General features: G+C 41.5%; 24 protein-coding genes and 1 pseudogene. 14 read left to right on the top strand and 11 right to left on the bottom strand.

What is annotated here, in order from left to right; genetic code table 11:
• Nucleotides 1-329: 329 nt before the first annotated feature.
• The 4 genes and pseudogenes from rpsI to AN395_RS19820 all read right to left on the bottom strand — a co-directional run.
• Entirely contained in the window at nucleotides 330-722 is a 393-nt protein-coding gene (gene rpsI / locus AN395_RS05280) for a 30S ribosomal protein S9 (protein ID WP_024600778.1), read from the bottom strand.
• A gap of 8 nt (nucleotides 723-730) precedes the next feature.
• Nucleotides 731-1159: a 50S ribosomal protein L13 gene (gene rplM, locus AN395_RS05275; RefSeq protein ID WP_004589103.1), complete on the bottom strand. Its 429-nt coding sequence runs from the start codon at nucleotides 1157-1159 to the stop codon at nucleotides 731-733.
• Between the two features lie 285 nt (nucleotides 1160-1444).
• Complete coding sequence (zapE, locus tag AN395_RS05270; RefSeq protein ID WP_054982307.1) at nucleotides 1445-2533, bottom strand: cell division protein ZapE; 1089 nt, start codon at nucleotides 2531-2533, stop codon at nucleotides 1445-1447.
• A 95-nt stretch (nucleotides 2534-2628) separates the two neighbouring features.
• Nucleotides 2629-2757: pseudogene (locus AN395_RS19820) on the bottom strand (hypothetical protein); the annotation flags it as partial.
• Between AN395_RS19820 and AN395_RS05265 the strand changes: the two are divergent.
• The 3 genes from AN395_RS05265 to AN395_RS05255 all read left to right on the top strand — a co-directional run bounded on the left by AN395_RS05265 (nucleotide 2696) and on the right by AN395_RS05255 (nucleotide 5797).
• Entirely contained in the window at nucleotides 2696-3112 is a 417-nt protein-coding gene (locus AN395_RS05265; protein WP_353683220.1) for a YhcB family protein, read from the top strand. The pseudogene AN395_RS19820 and the gene AN395_RS05265 overlap by 62 nt on opposite strands.
• Nucleotides 3113-3261: 149 nt before the next feature.
• Nucleotides 3262-4614: a Do family serine endopeptidase gene (locus AN395_RS05260; protein ID WP_004589100.1), complete on the top strand. Its 1353-nt coding sequence runs from the start codon at nucleotides 3262-3264 to the stop codon at nucleotides 4612-4614.
• Between the two features lie 100 nt (nucleotides 4615-4714).
• Nucleotides 4715-5797: a trypsin-like peptidase domain-containing protein gene (locus AN395_RS05255; protein ID WP_024033328.1), complete on the top strand. Its 1083-nt coding sequence runs from the start codon at nucleotides 4715-4717 to the stop codon at nucleotides 5795-5797.
• Nucleotides 5798-5943: 146 nt separating this feature from the next.
• On the opposite strand, the gene murA is transcribed toward AN395_RS05255, so the two are convergent.
• The 7 genes from murA to AN395_RS05220 are packed head-to-tail and all read right to left on the bottom strand — an operon-like array spanning nucleotide 5944 to nucleotide 10596.
• Complete coding sequence (murA, locus tag AN395_RS05250) at nucleotides 5944-7203, bottom strand: UDP-N-acetylglucosamine 1-carboxyvinyltransferase (RefSeq protein WP_004589098.1); 1260 nt, start codon at nucleotides 7201-7203, stop codon at nucleotides 5944-5946.
• A 13-nt stretch (nucleotides 7204-7216) separates the two neighbouring features.
• Entirely contained in the window at nucleotides 7217-7474 is a 258-nt protein-coding gene (locus tag AN395_RS05245; RefSeq protein WP_004589097.1) for a BolA family protein, read from the bottom strand.
• 5 nt (nucleotides 7475-7479) lie between these two features.
• Nucleotides 7480-7773 (bottom strand): lipid asymmetry maintenance protein MlaB, encoded by a 294-nt coding sequence (locus AN395_RS05240; RefSeq protein ID WP_024033329.1) that lies wholly within the window; start codon nucleotides 7771-7773, stop codon nucleotides 7480-7482.
• Entirely contained in the window at nucleotides 7766-8446 is a 681-nt protein-coding gene (locus tag AN395_RS05235; RefSeq protein WP_029774075.1) for a phospholipid-binding protein MlaC, read from the bottom strand. Before AN395_RS05235 ends, AN395_RS05240 begins: the two co-directional genes overlap by 8 nt.
• 5 nt (nucleotides 8447-8451) lie before the next feature.
• Complete coding sequence (mlaD, locus tag AN395_RS05230) at nucleotides 8452-9000, bottom strand: outer membrane lipid asymmetry maintenance protein MlaD (RefSeq protein WP_004589094.1); 549 nt, start codon at nucleotides 8998-9000, stop codon at nucleotides 8452-8454.
• A gap of 13 nt (nucleotides 9001-9013) precedes the next feature.
• Nucleotides 9014-9793: a lipid asymmetry maintenance ABC transporter permease subunit MlaE gene (gene mlaE / locus AN395_RS05225; protein ID WP_024033330.1), complete on the bottom strand. Its 780-nt coding sequence runs from the start codon at nucleotides 9791-9793 to the stop codon at nucleotides 9014-9016.
• Nucleotides 9793-10596, bottom strand: a complete 804-nt coding sequence (locus tag AN395_RS05220) for an ATP-binding cassette domain-containing protein (RefSeq protein ID WP_004589092.1) — start codon at nucleotides 10594-10596, stop codon at nucleotides 9793-9795. The genes mlaE and AN395_RS05220 overlap by 1 nt, the downstream gene beginning before the upstream one ends.
• 254 nt (nucleotides 10597-10850) lie before the next feature.
• Here AN395_RS05220 and AN395_RS05215 point away from each other — a divergent pair, with 254 nt between their 5' ends.
• From AN395_RS05215 to AN395_RS05165, 11 genes are all read left to right on the top strand, one after another.
• Nucleotides 10851-11819, top strand: coding sequence for a calcium/sodium antiporter (locus AN395_RS05215; protein WP_004589091.1), 969 nt, complete (start codon nucleotides 10851-10853; stop codon nucleotides 11817-11819).
• Nucleotides 11820-11821: 2 nt separating this feature from the next.
• Entirely contained in the window at nucleotides 11822-12793 is a 972-nt protein-coding gene (locus tag AN395_RS05210; protein ID WP_004589090.1) for a KpsF/GutQ family sugar-phosphate isomerase, read from the top strand.
• The gene (gene kdsC / locus AN395_RS05205; protein ID WP_054982306.1) at nucleotides 12794-13345 is read left to right on the top strand and encodes a 3-deoxy-manno-octulosonate-8-phosphatase KdsC; all 552 of its coding nucleotides are present in this window, start codon (nucleotides 12794-12796) and stop codon (nucleotides 13343-13345) included.
• Entirely contained in the window at nucleotides 13342-13896 is a 555-nt protein-coding gene (lptC, locus tag AN395_RS05200) for an LPS export ABC transporter periplasmic protein LptC (RefSeq protein WP_054982305.1), read from the top strand. The genes kdsC and lptC overlap by 4 nt, the downstream gene beginning before the upstream one ends.
• The gene (gene lptA, locus AN395_RS05195; protein WP_004589087.1) at nucleotides 13886-14434 is read left to right on the top strand and encodes a lipopolysaccharide transport periplasmic protein LptA; all 549 of its coding nucleotides are present in this window, start codon (nucleotides 13886-13888) and stop codon (nucleotides 14432-14434) included. Before lptC ends, lptA begins: the two co-directional genes overlap by 11 nt.
• The gene (gene lptB / locus AN395_RS05190) at nucleotides 14431-15156 is read left to right on the top strand and encodes an LPS export ABC transporter ATP-binding protein (protein ID WP_004589086.1); all 726 of its coding nucleotides are present in this window, start codon (nucleotides 14431-14433) and stop codon (nucleotides 15154-15156) included. The genes lptA and lptB overlap by 4 nt, the downstream gene beginning before the upstream one ends.
• 69 nt (nucleotides 15157-15225) lie before the next feature.
• The gene (locus AN395_RS05185) at nucleotides 15226-16725 is read left to right on the top strand and encodes an RNA polymerase factor sigma-54 (protein ID WP_004589085.1); all 1500 of its coding nucleotides are present in this window, start codon (nucleotides 15226-15228) and stop codon (nucleotides 16723-16725) included.
• A 27-nt stretch (nucleotides 16726-16752) separates the two neighbouring features.
• Nucleotides 16753-17040, top strand: coding sequence for a ribosome hibernation promoting factor (gene hpf, locus AN395_RS05180; RefSeq protein WP_004589084.1), 288 nt, complete (start codon nucleotides 16753-16755; stop codon nucleotides 17038-17040).
• A 4-nt stretch (nucleotides 17041-17044) separates the two neighbouring features.
• On the top strand, nucleotides 17045-17497 hold the full coding sequence (locus tag AN395_RS05175) for a PTS sugar transporter subunit IIA (protein WP_004589083.1): 453 nt from the start codon (nucleotides 17045-17047) through the stop codon (nucleotides 17495-17497).
• Nucleotides 17498-17516: 19 nt separating this feature from the next.
• A complete protein-coding gene (gene rapZ, locus AN395_RS05170; protein ID WP_004589082.1) occupies nucleotides 17517-18362 on the top strand; it encodes an RNase adapter RapZ in 846 nt (281 codons plus the stop codon).
• Nucleotides 18363-18402: 40 nt separating this feature from the next.
• On the top strand, nucleotides 18403-18675 hold the full coding sequence (locus tag AN395_RS05165; RefSeq protein ID WP_004589081.1) for an HPr family phosphocarrier protein: 273 nt from the start codon (nucleotides 18403-18405) through the stop codon (nucleotides 18673-18675).
• Nucleotides 18676-18787 lie beyond the last annotated feature (112 nt).

The following is an 18787-nucleotide window of genomic DNA, read 5'->3' as shown; positions in this document are numbered from 1 at the left end:
TATACTGACCAAGATCAACCCCACTACGAGGAAACAGATAAACTGTACATGGTGATGTTGAACTTGCTCATACTACTTGCCAGCCAATTGTAGCAAAAAATTCCACCAATTAACTGATGGATTTACACTAATTGCGATAATTATTTAACTTTTTTGCAGCGAAATGGGTATTTTAAAGCTTTCGTACATTAAATACGCAGTATTTATAAAATATGATCAGCGCCTAGCCTTAAAAAAGCGGGCTTGAGGTAGGTAAGTACTTAAATTTTAATGCCAAAAACAAAAAACCCAGCATAAGCTGGGTTTTTGAATTCTTGATAACGTAAAAATTAACGTTTTGAGAACTGTGGACGCTTACGCGCTTTCTTAAGACCCACTTTCTTACGTTCAACTTTACGTGCATCACGTGTAACAAAACCTGCTTTACGAAGTTGTGGACGTAATGACTCGTCAAACTCCATAAGTGCACGAGTGATACCGTGACGGATAGCACCAGCTTGACCAGTTGTACCACCACCGGCAACGGTGATGTGAAGGTCAAATTTTTCAGTCATGTCAACAAGCTCAAGAGCTTGACGAACAACCATGCGTGCTGTTTCGCGACCAAAGTACTCTTCTAAAGAGCGCTTGTTGATTACGATGTTACCAGTGCCTGGGCGTAAGAATACGCGAGCACTTGAACTTTTACGACGACCTGTACCGTAGTATTGATTTGCCATGATAGTGCTCCTTAAATGTCTAGAACCTGAGGCTGTTGTGCAGCATGGTTGTGCTCAGTACCTGCGTAAACTTTAAGTTTACGGTACATAGCGCGGCCTAAAGGACCACGTGGCAACATGCCTTTAACAGCTTTTTCGATGATCATTTCAGGCTTTGCAGCTTGAAGTTTATCAAAAGTAGTAGACTTAAGACCACCTGGGAAACCAGTATGAGCGTAGTACACTTTATCTTTGAATTTGTTACCAGTTACAGTAACTTTCTCAGCGTTGATAACGATGATGTAATCACCAGTATCTACGTGTGGAGTGTATTCAGCTTTGTGCTTACCGCGTAGGCGATGAGCGATTTCAGTAGCGATGCGACCTAAAGTTTTACCTTCAGCGTCAACTACGTACCAGTCACGTTTTACTGTTTCTGGTTTAGCAACAAACGTTTTCATTTATAAAAATCCAATGTTTTTCAATTAAAACCACAGGCAGTTATTATTAACTACCGCTCTAAGTATGCTATAACCCCTTCGAGTTTTAGACTTTAGCGCCGCTCACAAGTGGCTAAACTATATGAGGACATAGAACGCAACGTGGCAGACGCGGGAGTATACCAGCACTTAAAACACATTGCTACCGAGCGGTTGTTTTTTCCACAAGAAAATTACAAAAATTTATGCATTTATATAAAAACAACAATAAGGCCACTTTAAAGAGTCGATACAGTCGTATTAGCGCTATGCTAAATGCTCTTTTGCTAAATACTCTAAAGACTGCATTTCTTGCAGGCGGCTAATGCAGCGCTTAAATTCAAAGTTAAGATTACCTTGGGTATAAAGTTGCGTGATCGGTTTTTCAGCCGAAATAATTAATGTTACATGGCGCTCGTAAAACTCATCCACTAAAGCGATAAAGCGCCTAGCTGCATCATCATTATTTTGTCCAAGCTGTTTTACATTAGAAATAATTACCGTGTTATATAAACGGCTAATTTCCATGTAGTCGACTTGGCTACGTGCGGTTTCGCACAATTCGCTAAATTCAAACATCACTACACACTTAGCCACTTTGCGTGTGTTGATTAAGCGCCCTTCTATTTCTATGGGTTGCTCAAGCTCCCCCGCCTCTGGCGATAGCTTATCAAAATATTCAAATAAGTTTTTATCGGCTTGCTCATCTAACGGGCTGTGAAATATTTCGGCTTGCTCAAGTGTACGCAAGCGATAATCAATACCAGAATCTACATTTACTATTTCTGTGTTCGCTTTTACCAGCTCAATGGCCGGAATAAAACGCGCACGCTGTAAGCCGTTTTTATATAAATCATCAGGTACTATATTAGAGGTAGCGACTAATACTATATTGCGTGCAAATAATGCCTGCATTAAGCCGCCGAGTAACATGGCATCTGTAATATCTTGAACAAAGAATTCATCAAAACAAATAATATCTGTTTCGGCTTTAAATATGTCGGCAACAATTTCCAGTGGATTGCTTTTATTATTTAGCTTTTTTAGTTCATCGTGAACTCGGTGCATAAAGCGATGAAAATGCACGCGCATTTTACGCTCACCTGGCAGCGCTTCGTAAAAGGTATCTACTAAATAGGTTTTACCACGCCCTACACCACCCCAAAAATAAAGCCCTTTAATTGGCTCAGGTTCGCTTTTATTAAACAACTTTGCAAAAAAGCCTTGTTGCTGTGGTTTTTTATTTGTGAGGTCATCGTATAAACGTTGTAAATGGCGCACTGCATTTTCTTGTGCTTGGTCATGTACAAAGTCATCGCGCTTAAGATCTTGCTGGTAAGTTTGCCAAGGAGTCATATCTAATTACATTTTAAACACAGTTTAATTTGCACAACATATTAACACGCATCTTAACTCGGGGTATATTACCCACAGGATGATTTATATTTGAATCAGGCATTATTAGATATTTTTTCCCAAAGGGGTGAAGTTATGGGCACAGTTACGTGGGTAGGTTTAATTATTATTACTGCTGTAGTGGCATTTTTTGTTGGTGCATTCGTTACTAAAAAGCAATTTAAGCAAGATGAATTAAAAGAACAAGCCGAGCAAGCACAAAACGCGCTTGAGCAGTATCGCCAAGATGTGGCCGATCATTTAGCAAGCACAGGTAAGCTTGTGAATAAAATGAAAGAAAACTACGACCAACTACTCAGCCATGTTGAAGAAACCAATCAACTCTTACTTGATGATAAAAACAAAGCGCCTAGCGAGCCGTTTTTCTCTAAAGAAACAACAGAGCAATTACAAGCGTCTTTAAAAGAGCGCGAGGTTGACCGTTCATCGGCACAAGCACAACCTGCCGATTACGTCTCGGGTGAGTCTGGTTTATTTGCAGGGCAAAATGGCGATACAAAACCTGCAAAAGCCTCTTAACACACTGAGCACGCTAAAATGTTAGTGCTATCTTGAGGAACTTTTTTTTGACCCCATAGTCTTTAAATGTAACAGCTTTATATTTAAATTCGAAAAGGCTGCTTATGCAGCCTTTTTGCTTTTCCTGTGATGTGGAGTACACCCTGACTATGAAAATGAAATTATCACTTATTAGTGCTGCAATCTTATCTACAAGCTTATTACTAAGTCCAATGGCCTCTTATGCAAAACTGCCTATTGCAGTTAACGGCCAACAATTACCCACACTTGCGCCTATGCTTGAGCAAATTACCCCTGGCGTTGTGAGCATTCAGGTTTCTGGCTCAAAAGAAGTGCGCCGCCGTGCAGACCCGCTTGAATACTTTTTTGGAAACCCTCAACCACGTAGTCAAAAGCGCCAATTTAGTGGCTTAGGCTCAGGGGTTATTATAGATGCCGACGAAGGCTATGTAGTAACAAATAACCACGTAATTCAAGATGCCGAAAAAATGGTGGTAACGTTAGAAGACGGCCGTGAATTTGAAGCCACCAAAATTGGTACCGATAAAGAGTCTGATATTGCGCTATTACAAATAGATGCAGATGACTTAACCGAAGTTAAACTGGCAAATTCAGATAAATTGCGTGTCGGCGACTTTGCAGTAGCAATTGGTAATCCATTTGGTTTAAGCCATACAGTAACCTCGGGCATTGTAAGTGCATTAGGGCGTAGTGGTTTAAATATTGAAGGCTACGAAGACTTTATTCAAACCGATGCAGCTATTAACCAAGGTAACTCAGGAGGCGCTTTAGTTAACCTAAATGGCGAACTGATTGGTATTAATACTGCTATTTTAGGTGCCTCGGGTGGAAATGTTGGTATTGGCTTTGCCATTCCATCAAATATGATGAAAAACTTAGTCGACCAAATTATTGAACATGGCGAAGTACGCCGTGGCTCACTGGGTATTTCTGGCCGCCCACTTGATGCAGGCCTTGCAAAAGCACAGCAACTTGACGTTAAACAAGGTGCTTACGTTATGCAAGTAATGGATGATACCGCAGCAAGCAAAGCAGGTATTAAAGCCGGCGATGTTATTATTAGTATTAATGGCAGCGATATTAGTGGCTTCCACGAGCTGCGTAGTAAAATAGCAACGTTAGGTGAAGGACGCGAAGTTAAATTAGGTATTTACCGCGATGGCAAAGTAAAAACCATTAAAGTAACGCTTGATGGTGCTTCGGGTGTAACCGCCGCAGGCGATGAACTGCATCCTGCATTCCAAGGTGCAACGCTTGAAAACGTGCAAAAAAATGGCACTAAAGGTATTGAAGTCGCCACAGTAGACCCGCGCTCTCCTTCTGCACGTGTTGGTCTTGAAGAAGGTGATGTGATTGTACAAGTTAACCGCCAACGTGTAGAAAACATTCGTCAAATGAACAAAATTATCGAAGATACCCAAGGTAATATTGTACTTGGCGTTAAACGTGGCAGAGAGTCTATCTTTGTACTTATCCAATAAGTAACACGTTATAAATAAGCAATAAAAATAACAGCAGCACTTGCCGCTGTTATTTTTTTTGTGCCATCATAAAGAATTGCTCACTAACAATAAGAATCTCGTGCTGAAATTACTAAAATTTGTACTTCCCCCTTTGTTTGTCGGTTTAGGTATCGCTTTTTTAGTGGTTTTTTTCAGCCCTAATATGCGCGCCTCTTTACTCCCTAATGTTCCCTTGCCCAGTGCTATGAGCTCAAATCACCTTAGTTTTGCTGACGCGGTTAAGCGTGCTGCACCGTCGGTAGTAACTATTTTTTCAGAAAGCATTTCTAAAGAGCCTCGATATAAGCAACAAAACACCGTTCAAGAGCTTGGCTCTGGCGTAATTATGGCGCAAGATGGCTACATATTAACTAACTACCACGTGATAAATAATGCAGATCAAATCTTGGTTATATTAACCGATGGCCGACGCTTTTTTGATGTGCAGTTAATTGGCTTTGACACCATTACCGATTTAGCCTTATTAAAAATTAACGCCGACCACCTGCCGGTGATCCCCGTAAACGATAATTACACCACCAGTGTAGGTGATGTAGTGCTGGCCATTGGTAACCCACTCAATTTAGGGCAAACCATCACCCAAGGTATAATTAGTGCCACCGGTAAACAAAAAATTACCGATAGCCCTTATAACAACTTACTGCAAATGGATGCAGCTATAAATGTAGGTAACTCTGGCGGTGCTTTGGTTAATTCAAATGGTGATTTAGTGGGGATCACGTCTGCGCAGTTTAAAACTCGTGAAAATCTTAATATCCAAGGAATATTTTTTGCTGTTCCCTATTCGCTCGCCAAAGAAGTAATGGCAAAGCTAATACGCCATGGCCGTGTAGTACGTGGCTATTTAGGCTTTGAAGGCACTGCGGTTGATAGCACGGGCAAAGAGGTAAACGACAGCCTTACTGAGGTTGCTGGTATGCGCATCACCAATTTAGACCCATTAGGTCCTGCATGGCAAGCTGGCATTGAAGAGCAAGACATCGTTATTAAAATTGCAGGGTTAAGTGTGGCCAACCCGCAAAAAGTACTCGAAAAAATAGGCAATACACAGCCCGGTAAAGAAATAGAATTTGAGCTGTACCGAAACGGTAAAGTAGAAAAAATAATGGTTAGAGTTGCAGAGCTCGAAACTAAACTCTAACTAAAATGGCAATAAAAAGGTCGGTTAGCAATACGCGTATCCGACCTTTTTTATGTCTAAAGTAAACTGTGTTTAACCCAGCGCGCTTAATTTAGGAGCAAGTGTGCTCTCACCTCAAAGCGAATAAATATTATTGCGAATGGGTATTAGCTACTTCTGCGCTTAATATTGGCACCTAAGCCACTGAGTTTATCTTCAATGCGTTGATAGCCTCGGTCTACGTGGTAAATACGATCGACTACCGTTTCACCTTGCGCCACAATACCGGTTAAAATTAAGCTTGCAGAGGCGCGTAAATCGGTTGCCATTACTTGTGCGCCACTTAAACTTTGCGTTTCACCACAAATAGCGGTGTGCCCTTCTAAACGAATATTAGCGCCCATGCGTTGTAACTCTGGTACATGCATAAAGCGGTTTTCAAAAATGGTTTCGGTAATTGTTGCACTACCATTAGCCACTACATTTAGCGCGGTAAACTGCGCTTGCATGTCGGTTGGAAAACCAGGGTGTGGCATGGTTTTAATATTAACGGCTTTGAGCTCACGATTACGCATATCTAAATAAATGCTGTCATCGTTTACTTCAACTAATGCATTCGCGGCACGTAATTTTTCAATAACAGGCTCAAGTGAATGAAAATCTGTTTTTTTACAAAGTACTTCGCCTGCAGCCATCGCTGCTGCAACTAAAAAAGTGCCCGTTTCAATGCGATCAGGTAAAATGCTGTGCTCACAGCCGCCTAAACGCTCTACGCCATCAATTTCTATACGGCTTGTACCCGCACCAGTAATTTTTGCACCCATAGCAATTAGGCAATTGGCAAGGTCAATAATTTCGGGCTCGCGTGCTGCGTTTTCAAGCACCGTTTTACCATCAGCAAGTGCTGCGGCCATTAGTAAGTTTTCGGTTGCGCCAACACTGACCATTTCCATGAAAATTTCAGCGCCTTTAAGGCGACCTTCTACCTTTGCATTGATATAGCCGTTTTCAACATTTATTTGTGCGCCCATGCGCTCTAAACCTTGAATATGTATATCAACCGGGCGTGCGCCTATTGCACAGCCACCAGGTAGCGATACCTGCGCCTCGCCAAAACGCGCCACTAAAGGCCCAAGCGCCAAAACAGAGGCACGCATTTGCTTAACTAAATCATAAGGAGCAAGCGTTTTATTAACGGTTGCGCCATCAATATACAGTGTATCGCCTTGCCAATTAACAGTTGCGCCTAAGGTGCTTAAAAGCGCCTCAGTGGTCACAATATCGCGAAGGCGAGGAACATTCGTAAATGTACTTTTACCATCGGCAAGCAGGGCGGCAAACAAAATTGGTAATGCGGCATTTTTAGCGCCAGAAATAGTTACTTCACCCGCAAGTGAAGTGCCACCTTGAATTACAAACTGATCCATTAAGAGGCCTTAACTATTGAGGTAAAATAAATTTTTGTTCACGCTTCCACTCAGTTGGCGTAAATGCACGAATTGATACAGCGTGAATTGTACCGTCTGAAATAGTATTCATTAATGGGCCATAAACTAGCTGTTGCTTTTTAACGCGGCTTAAACCGTCAAAGCACTCACCTACTGCAATTACTTCATAATGGCTACCATTGGCTTTTACTTTTACTTCAGATAATTGAAGTTCGTCGCGTAATAATGTTTCGACTTGGCTAGTTTCCATAACTCTCACTCAAATAAAGTTGTTACCTGACCCAACTGCATTAAATTTTGCAATTGCTCAGGTGGATTTTGCAATTCAAGGCGTGTGCCCTGTTGCTTAAATTCAGCAAAAGAGTGAATTAACCAAGCTAAGCCCGCTGTGTCAACCCTCATTACCTCACAAAGGTCAAAATAGATGGTTTTATGCTTACTTAATGACTTGGCGTTCAGAAGCTGTTCATTGCCAATTGAGCTGCGGGTAAGTTCACCACTTACCCTATAGTGCTGCTCATCTACTTGGCTAATTGCCAATTTAGTCATTGCTGTTGTTGCCTCTAAATTGCACAGGTAACTGGCTCTTTTGCTCTAGTAATTTACTTACGTGTGCAATACCTTGCTGGCGTAAAATACCTTGTAGCTCACTTTGTTTTGCATCGAGTAAGCTAATTCCTTCTGCAATCATATCGTATGCGCGCCACTCGCCGCTGCGATCTTCACGCACTTTAAAATCAATTTTTATGTCAGGCTTGCCATCTTCTGTAATTTTAGTTTTTACTACAACTACATCTTTGCCTTTAAATGGTTGCTCTGCGCCAAATTCTACATGTTGGTCAGTGTATTGAGTAAATACCCCCGCGTAAGTAGCAACTAAATAGCCTCTAAACGCGCCAATAAATTCTTGGATGTCTTTAATTGCTTCGGCTTTTTCGGCTTCATCGGTAATTGCACGCACTTTAGACACTTCACTACCCAACACACGAAGTGCTGCATATTTGTAGTCTATGTAAGGCATCAGCTCTTCTTCTACAATAACACGAAGGTGCTCTTTATCTTTAGTGATAAGCAGTTGATCTTTTTTAATGCGCTCAAATGTATGCTCTGCTACCTGACGCACCATTTTGTTAGGATCTGTCAGTTTAACTTCGGCTGCGCTAACACTTTGCACAGCTAGGGTTGCACCAAGTGCAATAACGGCTAAAAACTGTTTCAACATAATAATTACTCACTACCTTGGTTGAATAAAAACTGCCCTATTAACTCTTCTAAAACAAGTGCAGACTTAGTATCTGTGATTGAATCACCATCACCTAACGCTTTGCTCTCTACGCCAAATAACTCATCGATTGCTTGATCTTGTGCGTTTTCGGTCACTGTCTCACCTAAACAGCGCTGCTCTGCTGCATTAGGAGAAATAACAGGGTGAATACCTAAGTACTGCTCCCCTAAAATACCCGATGTTAAAATTGAGATTGAGCTAGTGTCTGAAAAACGACATAAATACTGTGCATCTATCGTCATATTTACCACAGGCAAAAACTCCTGTGGGTGTACATAAATAGATTCAACACGGCCAATCACTACACCGCCTACTTTTACCGGTGCACGCGCTTTAAGTGAGCCGATATTTTCAAACTTTGCATTTAGCGTGTAGGTTTCGCCCGACCCGCTAATACCCGAATTAGCCACTTTAAGTGCTAACATTGCAAACGCTAAAATGCCTAATGCGACAAAAAAGCCAACTAAAATCTCTAATTTCCGTGAATTCATTATCTATACCCTATTAGCTGGTAAACATTACCGCTGTCAAAATAAAGTCAAACCCTAATACTGCCAGTGATGAGTGAACGACTGTTTCTGTTGTTGCTTTACTGATCCCTTCTGATGTTGGGATACAGTCGTAGCCCTTATAAAGCGCAATCCAGGTCACTACCATGGCAAATACAAAACTTTTTATCATGCCGTTTAATACATCTTCTTGAAACGATACTTGCGATTGCATTATCGACCAAAAGCTGCCGGTATCTACGCCTAACCAATCAACCCCAACTAAATGAGCACCGATAATAGCAACCGCAGAAAAAATAAGTGCAAGCAATGGCATACTAATAAAACCTGCCCAAAAACGCGGTGCAATAATGCGCTTGAGAGGATCAATGGCCATCATTTCTAGTGAAGAGAGTTGCTCGGTGGCTTTCATTAAGCCTATTTCTGCCGTTAGCGCACTTCCAGCGCGACCAGCAAATAGTAGCGCTGTAACCACAGGGCCTAGTTCGCGTAATAAACTAAGCGCAACTAATGGGCCTAGGCTGTCTTCGGCGCCATAGCCAACCAATACAGTGTAACCTTGCAGCGCAAGCACCATACCAATAAACAAACCCGACACCATAATAATTAATAATGATTGCGAACCAACCATATAAAGTTGGCGCACTAACAGCGGTGTGCCTTTTTTAAAGTTAGGTACATTCCACAATGCATTAAAAAGCATGTTGGCAGAGCGCCCTAATGCAGCAAAACGCCCCAGCGTTTTATGACCTAACTTTTGAAATAAATCCAACATTAAGCGTTTTCTCCTAACAGCTCATCAGCATACGTTTGTGCAGGATAATGAAATGGCACAGGTCCATCCGATAACCCTTTTAAAAACTGCTGTACTAATGGAGATTCATGATTACGCATTTCATCCGGTGTCCCAGCCCCTATTACGCCTTGATCGGCAATAATAATAACGTGATCGGCAATACTCATTACCTCCGTCACATCGTGGGTTACAATAAGGGATGATAAACCTAGCACTTCATTTAACGACTTAATAAGCTTTACCAATACGCCCATGGATATTGGGTCTTGGCCGGCAAAAGGCTCATCATACATAATAAGTTCTGGGTCCAGTGCAATAGCACGTGCAAGTGCTGCTCGTCTAGCCATACCGCCAGAAAGCTCCGAAGGCATTAAATCTTTAGCACCGCGTAAACCCACCGCTTGCAGTTTCATTAATACGACTAGTTTAATTAACGCTTCACTTAACTTGGTGTGCTCTCGCAGAGGAAATGCAATGTTGTCAAATACCGACATATCAGTAAATAACGCACCGCTTTGAAACAGCATGCTCATTTTGGTTCGTGCCGCATATAACTCTTTGCGCGACATACTAGGAATACTGCCACCTTCGAATAAAATATCGCCGGCGTCAGGCTTAAGCTGCCCACCAATTAAGCGTAGCATTGTGGTTTTGCCAATTCCGCTTGGCCCCATAATCGCTGTTATCTTACCTTTAGGAACACTAAAACTCATATTTTTATATATGGTTCTATCGCCTCGCGAAAAGCTAACATCCTTGACTTCTACTATTGATTGCGACAAGTCGCTCTCCGTAACAATGTTCACTCGTGCTCCTATTTTAAGGGTTTTTTAGCCAAGATGGAAAAAACAATTCGTAAGATTTTGTAATACGCTTACAAAAAGCGCTCTAAGGCTGAAGTAAATTGCCTTAACCTTTGCTTAAGCGCATAAAATTCACGCACTGCAATAGTAGACCTTGCTCTTTTGCTTATACTTTCATGTTGGCTTTTGTTACTATTCGCGCCATCTGTATTTTGAACATCTGGCTTAACATAATGGTTACCTCGTTTGTTATTTTAATTCTTGGTTTTGCTGCACTTGTGTGGAGCGCCGACCGATTTGTATACGGTGCGGCAGCGCTTGCTAAAAACTTTGGAGTCCCTACTTTAATTGTTGGCTTAACGGTTGTTGCTATGGGTTCTTCGGCCCCTGAAATGATGGTATCGGCCTCGGCTGCTTTGGCAAATAAAACCGACACAGCGGTCGGTAACGCGGTAGGTTCAAATATAACAAACATATTACTTGTGTTAGGTATTACTGCGCTGCTACGCCCTTTGAGTGTGTCATCAAGCACTTTAAAACGCGAAATGCCGCTTGTTATGCTGGTATCCTTGGCTACGTGGTATGTATTTTCAGACAACTACTTCTCGCTCACCGAAGGGGTGGCGTTGCTAGTTGCATTTGCTGTATTTATTGGCGGTTTGATTGTGGTTTCTTTGCGCGCAAAAAATCAAGATGACCCTTTTGTTTCAGAAGCCTGCGATGAGGTTCCTAACGATGTACCAACTAAAAAAGCCGTTTTATGGCTAATTGTCGGCATGGTTTTATTGCCTGTTAGCTCACACTTTTTAGTTGGTTCAGCAGTCGATATTGCTAAATACTTTGGTTTAAGCGACTTAGTAATTGGCTTAACCATTATCGCCATTGGCACAAGCTTGCCTGAACTTGCAGCTTCTGTAGCGGGTGTACTTAAAAACGAAGATGATTTAGCCCTAGGTAATATTGTGGGCTCAAATATATTTAATATTTTAGCGGTATTACCGCTTGCAGGTATTATTAACCCATCAGTGGTTGACCCGTCACTTGCAAACCGCGACATACTTATTATGTTAGGTGCTACGCTTGCGCTTATTATTATGTCATTGAACTTTAGAGGTTCTCAGCGTATCAATAGAGTAGAAGGTGGCCTATTACTCATCGCATTTTTGGCGTACCAAGGTTATATTTTTAGTCAAGTAGGGTAACAATGGCACAACTAAATTTTATAGAGCAAGGTTTACGCGTATTAAACATTGAACGCCAAGCGCTTGCTGATATTACACAATACGTTGACGAAAACTTTCATAGTGCGTGTCAGCTCATGTTTGATTGCCAAGGCCGCATTATTGTTATTGGCATGGGTAAATCAGGCCATATTGGTAATAAAATTGCTGCTACCCTTGCAAGTACAGGCAGCCCTGCTTTTTTTGTTCACCCAGGCGAAGCAAGCCATGGTGATTTAGGCATGATAACCAAAAATGACGTGGTTATGCTTATATCAAACTCGGGCGAAACCAGCGAAGTACTTAATATTATTCCGGTGCTTAAACGCCTTGGTGCAAAAATAATATCGATGACGGGCAACCCGCTCTCTACTATGGCAACACTTGCCGATGTGCACGTATGCATAAAAGTAGAACAAGAAGCCTGTTTATTAGGTTTAGCGCCTACAGCAAGCACCACAGCTACTTTAGCAATGGGTGATGCAATGGCGGTTGCGCTTTTAGAAGCACGCGGCTTTACCGCCGATGACTTTGCACTCTCTCACCCTGGTGGCAGTTTAGGTAAGCGATTGTTGCTCACTTTAAAAGATGTAATGCACAGCGGCACAAACACCCCTATTATAGGTGTAACGCAAACAATTAAAGACGCGTTAATAGAAATGTCAGCCAAAGGGCTGGGTATGACCGCTATTGTAGATAACAATCAACAGCTTGCAGGCCTTTTTACCGACGGTGACTTACGCCGTATTTTAGAGCAAAGAGTGGATATACATAGCACCGCTATTAGCCAGGTTATGACTAAGTCATGCACAACCGCCACGGCCGATATACTTGCAGCTGAAGCCCTAAACATAATGGAAAATAAACGTATTAATGGTTTAATTGTTGTCAATGATAAAAACCAGCCAATAGGCGCCTTAAATATGCAAGACCTCTTAAAAGCAGGAGTATTATAAATGCAATTTGAAGATCTCTATCAACCGCTAAGCGATGATGCCAAAGCACGCGCCAAAAAAGTAAAACTACTCATATGCGACATTGATGGTGTATTTTCTGATGGCCGAATTTACCTCGGTAACCAAGGCGAAGAATTAAAAGCATTTAATACAAAAGATGGTTTTGGCATTAAAGCGCTGATCAATAGCGGTTTTGAAGTTGCGGTCATTACGGGGCGTCACTCAAAAATAGTGCAAACTCGCATGAGCAGCTTAACCGTACAGCACATTTATCAAGGCCAAGAAGACAAACTTATTGCTTATCAAGAACTCAAAAACACTTTAAAGTTAACTGATGAACAAATAGCCTATATTGGTGACGATGGCCCTGACATGCCAGTAATGGAGCGCGTTGGCTTTGCCGTTGCAGTAAACGATGCGCACCCGCTTATTAAGCGCTTATCGCATTACACTACGCAAATGCCTGGCGGCTTTGGCGCCGTTAGAGAGCTCACAGACTTACTTATGCTAGAGAATGGCATAGCGCTTACAACACAAGGCACCAGTTCATGAATGCAGCACGCGTTATACTCAGTGCGTTATTCATCGGCTGTATGGTTTGGCTTTGGTACCCTTATTTTACCCAAACCAATGTAGCGCCAGAGCAAGAACCTGAAGTAATTGCAAAGCCCGATTACACCGCTATAGAGCTTAAGCAAACAGCCTATGACGAGCAAGGCAAAATAAGCCATAAAGTCACAGCGGCTAAAATGGAGCTTTACCAACAGCTTGGTTTTACGTTTTTTGAAAAACCTATTTTCACCTTGTATAACGAAAAGCAAACATGGCGAATAAATGCAGACGAAGCAACGCTTTACGAAGATAAACAACTTATTTTAGAAGGCAATGTGGTTGCTAAAAATTTAGTTGATAACGCCATGATAGATAACATCGATGCCGATAACATCGAAGTCGACATTAAAGCGCTAACAATGCGCTCTGAGCAGCCAGTGGTTGTCACTGGGCCTAATTTAAAAATTGTCGGTAAAGGCCTTGAAGCCGATTTAAAAACCGAAGTAATAAAACTAATTAACCATACGCGAACAATATATTATGACCAATAAACTCACTAAAATACTTATTATCCCATCGCTAATGCTTGCATTTAGCGCCTCTGCTGCTGAGCCTGCTGCTCAACCGCCAGCAAATCAAATTTCTATTAGTGCAGACCGTCAAGAAGGCCAACTTAAAGAAAACGTAGGTATTTTTGAAAAGAACGTCGAAATTGTGCATGGCAATCGCAAAATTACAGCCGACCGACTTGAAGTACATAAACGTGAAGACTTAGGGGATAACAAACAACTCCTTATTGCCACTGGCAGCCCAGCCTACTTCGAAGAAAAACAAGACGATGGTACCGTAATGAGCGCCAGTGCAAACGAAGTACGTTACGACGTAGCAAAGCGCTTTTTAACGCTTGTTGGCGATGCTGAAGTCGCACAAGCCGGTCAAAAAATTAATGCTAAAAGTATTACCTACGATATGCAGCAGCAGCTTATTAGCGCAGAAAAAGACGAAAACTCTACGGATCGTGTCCACACAATTTTAGTGCCTGTTGAAGCAAAAATTAAAGAAAAAACAGGTAACGAAGGTCAACCATGAGCACCTTAAAAGCAGAACTATTAGCAAAAAGCTATAAAGGCCGCCAAGTTGTAAAAAATGTAGGCCTTGAGGTAGAAGCCGGCAGCATTGTTGGCTTATTGGGCCCTAATGGCGCAGGTAAAACCACCACCTTTTACATGATTGTAGGATTAGTACCTAGCGACAAAGGTAAAATTTCTATTGATGATAACGACATTACGTTATTACCTATGCACAGCCGCGCCCGCTTAGGCATTGGCTATTTGCCGCAAGAGTCATCAATATTTAGAAAGCTGACAGTTTATCAAAACCTAATGGCGATTTTAGAAACGCGTAAAGAGCTCAATAAAGCCGCGCGAGAAGAAACGCTTAACAACTTACTTGATGAATTTAGTATTCAGCATATTCGCGATAGCCAAGGTATGGCGCTTTCTGGTGGTGAACGCCGCCGTGTAGAAATTGCCAGAGCACTGGCAGCGAACCCTAAATTTATTTTATTGGATGAGCCTTTTGCTGGTGTTGATCCGATTTCAGTGTTAGATATAAAGAAAATAATAGAACATCTTAAAAACCGTGGCATTGGCGTATTAATTACCGATCACAATGTAAGAGAAACCCTTGATGTTTGTGAAAAAGCCTACATTGTTTCTCATGGGGAGCTAATTGCATCTGGCACCCCAGAACACGTATTAAATGACAAAACTGTACGCGATGTTTATTTAGGCGAGCAATTTAGGCTGTAACATTTAAGCCACACCTACAAGCATCTGCTAATATTAATTATAACAACATAAAAGGATTGTTAGAGATACATGAGGCAATCATTACAGCTGCGCATGGGCCAGCAACTTACAATGACTCCACAATTGCAACAAGCGATTCGCTTGCTGCAGCTCAGTACATTGGATCTCCAGCAAGAAATACAAGAAGCACTTGATAGCAACCCGCTATTAGAAGTAGAAGAGCAAGATTACACGGAAGAGTCGGCTGGAAAAAATGAACAAAAAGCAGATACGGATGATGTAACCGTAAGCGCATCGGCTGACGATACAACCAGCGAGTACGAGCAAGACAGTGGCGAAGCTTTAAATAAAGACACCGTTAGCGATGATATGGCAATGGATGTAACTTGGGATGAGTACATGAGCGCAGCCCCTGCTGCATCCTCAGGCCCAATGCCAGAAGATGAGTCTATTTATCAAGGTGCCTCTACTGAAACGCTACATGAGTATTTAATGTGGCAGCTTCAGCTTACTCCTTTTAGCCCAACAGACGAAGCCATTGCTATTGCCATTGTAGAAGCTGTAGATGACTCGGGTATTTTAACGCTAAGTTGTGAAGAAATTTTAGAAAGCTTTAACCAAGAAAACGATGACGAAGTTGAAGTTGAACTTGATGAAATAGAAGCCGTTTTAAAGCGTATTCAGTTATTTGACCCTGTAGGTATAGCCGCTCGCAGTTTACAAGAGTGCTTGTGTATTCAGCTAAACCAGTTTGATAAAGACACCCCTTTTATAGAACAAACTAAAATGATCTTAACCGATCACATTGATCTATTAGCGGCACGCGACTATCGTACATTAATGAAAAAGACTAAGCTTAAAGAAGACGAGCTTAAAGAGGTCATGACCCTAATACATACCCTCAACCCAAAACCTGCAGATACAATAGTAAGGGAAGAGTCGGAGTATGTAATACCAGATGTATCGGTTAAAAAAATAAAAGGCCGCTGGGTGGTAGAGCTAAACCCAGATAGCATGCCAAAAATACGCGTAAATAGTCAGTACGCGGCTATGTCACGTACCGTAAAATCAAGTGGTGATAGCCAGTTTATTCGCTCTCACTTACAAGAAGCTAAATGGTTTATAAAAAGCCTTGAAAGCAGAAACGACACGCTGCTTAAGGTAACAAACTGTATTGTAAAACAGCAACAGGCATTTTTTGAACATGGCCCAGAAGCCATGAAGCCAATGGTTTTAAACGATGTTGCTGAAATGGTAGAAATGCATGAATCGACAATTTCGCGTGTTACTACGCAAAAATATATGCATACGCCACGTGGTATTTTTGAGCTTAAGTATTTTTTCTCAAGCCACGTAAGCACTGAAAACGGCGGCGAGTGTTCATCAACCGCAATACGTGCCCTAATTAAAAAGCTAATTGCCGCGGAAAACTCAGCTAAACCATTGAGTGATAGTAAAATTGCGGATATATTGGCAGAGCAAGGAATTAAAGTAGCTAGACGCACAATAGCAAAATACCGTGAATCGCTAGCTATTCCACCGTCAAATCAGAGAAAGAGTTTGATATAAGACGTAAAAAACAAAGAGGAAATGCTTATGCAACTAAACCTAACTGGTCGTCACGTAGAAGTAACTGATTCACTTAGAGACTATGTAAATAATAAATTTGCAAAGCTAGAAAGGCACTCAGATCATATTAGCAATGTGCATGTCATTCTCGATGTAGAAAAACTCAACCAAAAAGCAGAAGCGACTATTCATGTAAGTGGCGCAGATTTATTTGCCTCAACAGAGCACCAAGATATGTATGCCGCTATAGACTCGTTGATTGACAAGCTCGATCGTCAAGTCATAAAACATAAAGAGAAGCTTGCTAGACACTAATATTATGAAATTAAGTACATTAGTATGCCAGGACTGCAGCAAAGCTGCGGTCCTTTTTAGTAGTAAAAAAAGAATTTTAGAGTTTATCAGTGAGCTTGCTCATGAAAAGCTCCCCTACTTACCACAACAAGATATTCTTAATGCGCTGGCAAGCAGAGAAAAGCTAGGCAGTACTGGCATTGGCCGGGGGATCGCCATTCCTCATGGCAGAATGGGTGGCGTAGAAGAGCCGCTGGCTTTAGTACTTGTTAGCGACACGCCTGTTAACTTTGACGCTATTGATAACTGCCCTGTTGATATTTTTGTTGCACTCATCGTACCAGATGGCGATAACCAACAGCACCTAAAGACTCTGGCAACCATAGCTGATAAACTGAGCAACAAAGAATTTTGTAAACAGCTGCGCAGTGCTAAAACCGATGCAGAGCTGTACCAAGTAATTGTTGATCAATCGTAGTAAATACTAAGGGCTATAAATGGAGTTAATTATCATAAGCGGCCGTTCTGGTTCAGGTAAGTCGGTTGCTTTACGCGTGGTTGAAGATTTAGGCTATTATTGCGTAGATAATATTCCGGTCAACTTACTGCCCTCTTTAGTGCGAAGTGTTTCAGATAACTATGACAAAATAGCCGTTAGTATAGATGTTCGTAATATCCCCAAAGAACAAGATGAATTTAACGATATTCTCGAGTACCTTCCTGACTTTGCTAAACCCACACTGTTTTATTTAGATAGTGATGATCAAACACTGATCAAACGTTTTTCAGAAACACGCAGATTACACCCTTTATCCATCGATTCACTGCCGCTTGATTTAGCAATAAAAAAAGAAAAAGAACTGCTTGATGTACTCGTAACACGCGCTGACTTTATGCTTGATACCACCGATTTAAGTGTGCACCAATTAGCAGAGTCAATTCGCGAAAAAATACTGGGTAAAAAAGATAAGCAACTTATTGTAACGTTTGAATCGTTTGGCTTTAAACACGGCATACCTAAAGAAGCTGATTATGTTTTTGATGCTCGCTTTTTGCCAAACCCTCACTGGGAGCCTGAACTTAAACCGCTTACGGGCCTTGATCAACCAGTAAAAGATTTTTTGGCAAATCACAGCATAGTGCAAAAATTCACTTGGCAAATTCAAACCTTTGTACAAACTTGGTTGCCACACTTAGAGCGTAATAACCGTAGTTACCTCACTATTGCAATAGGCTGTACTGGTGGTCAACACCGCTCGGTTTATTTAGCGCAAGCCATTGGCGAGAGCTTTGCTATGACGCATCCGAATGTCAAAATTCGTCATCGTGAGCAAGAAAAGTAACCTTAAAATAATAACCTGTTCAGTTTAGGTATAGTAATTTATGCGCTGTGAAGACACATTTTTAATAAAAAATAAATTAGGCTTACACGCCAGAGCGGCAACGGTCCTTGCGCAATTAGCTGTGCAGTTTGATGCTAAAATCACCTTACACCAAGATGATAAAGAAGCCGCAGGCGACAGCGTATTAGCTTTAATGCTACTTGAAAGCAGTAAAGGTAAAGAAGTTAAAGTAGTCTGTGAAGGCCCTGATTCAGAGCAAGCTTTGCATGCGGTTGGGCAATTAATTGCACAACGATTTAACGAGCAAGAATAATTTAAAGCACCATAGCCTTATAAGTTAAAGACTTATCTGGCCAAATTATAAAAATTTAGTAAATTAGGGTATTCCGACTCGCCTAATTTAGTGCTTTAATTTAGGATAATAA

The sequence above is a fragment of the Pseudoalteromonas sp. P1-30 genome (assembly GCF_001400005.1).
GTDB lineage: Bacteria > Pseudomonadota > Gammaproteobacteria > Enterobacterales > Alteromonadaceae > Pseudoalteromonas > Pseudoalteromonas atlantica.
Note: the sequence above shows the minus strand (reverse complement) of the source record. Positions and strands in the feature narration are given on the sequence as shown.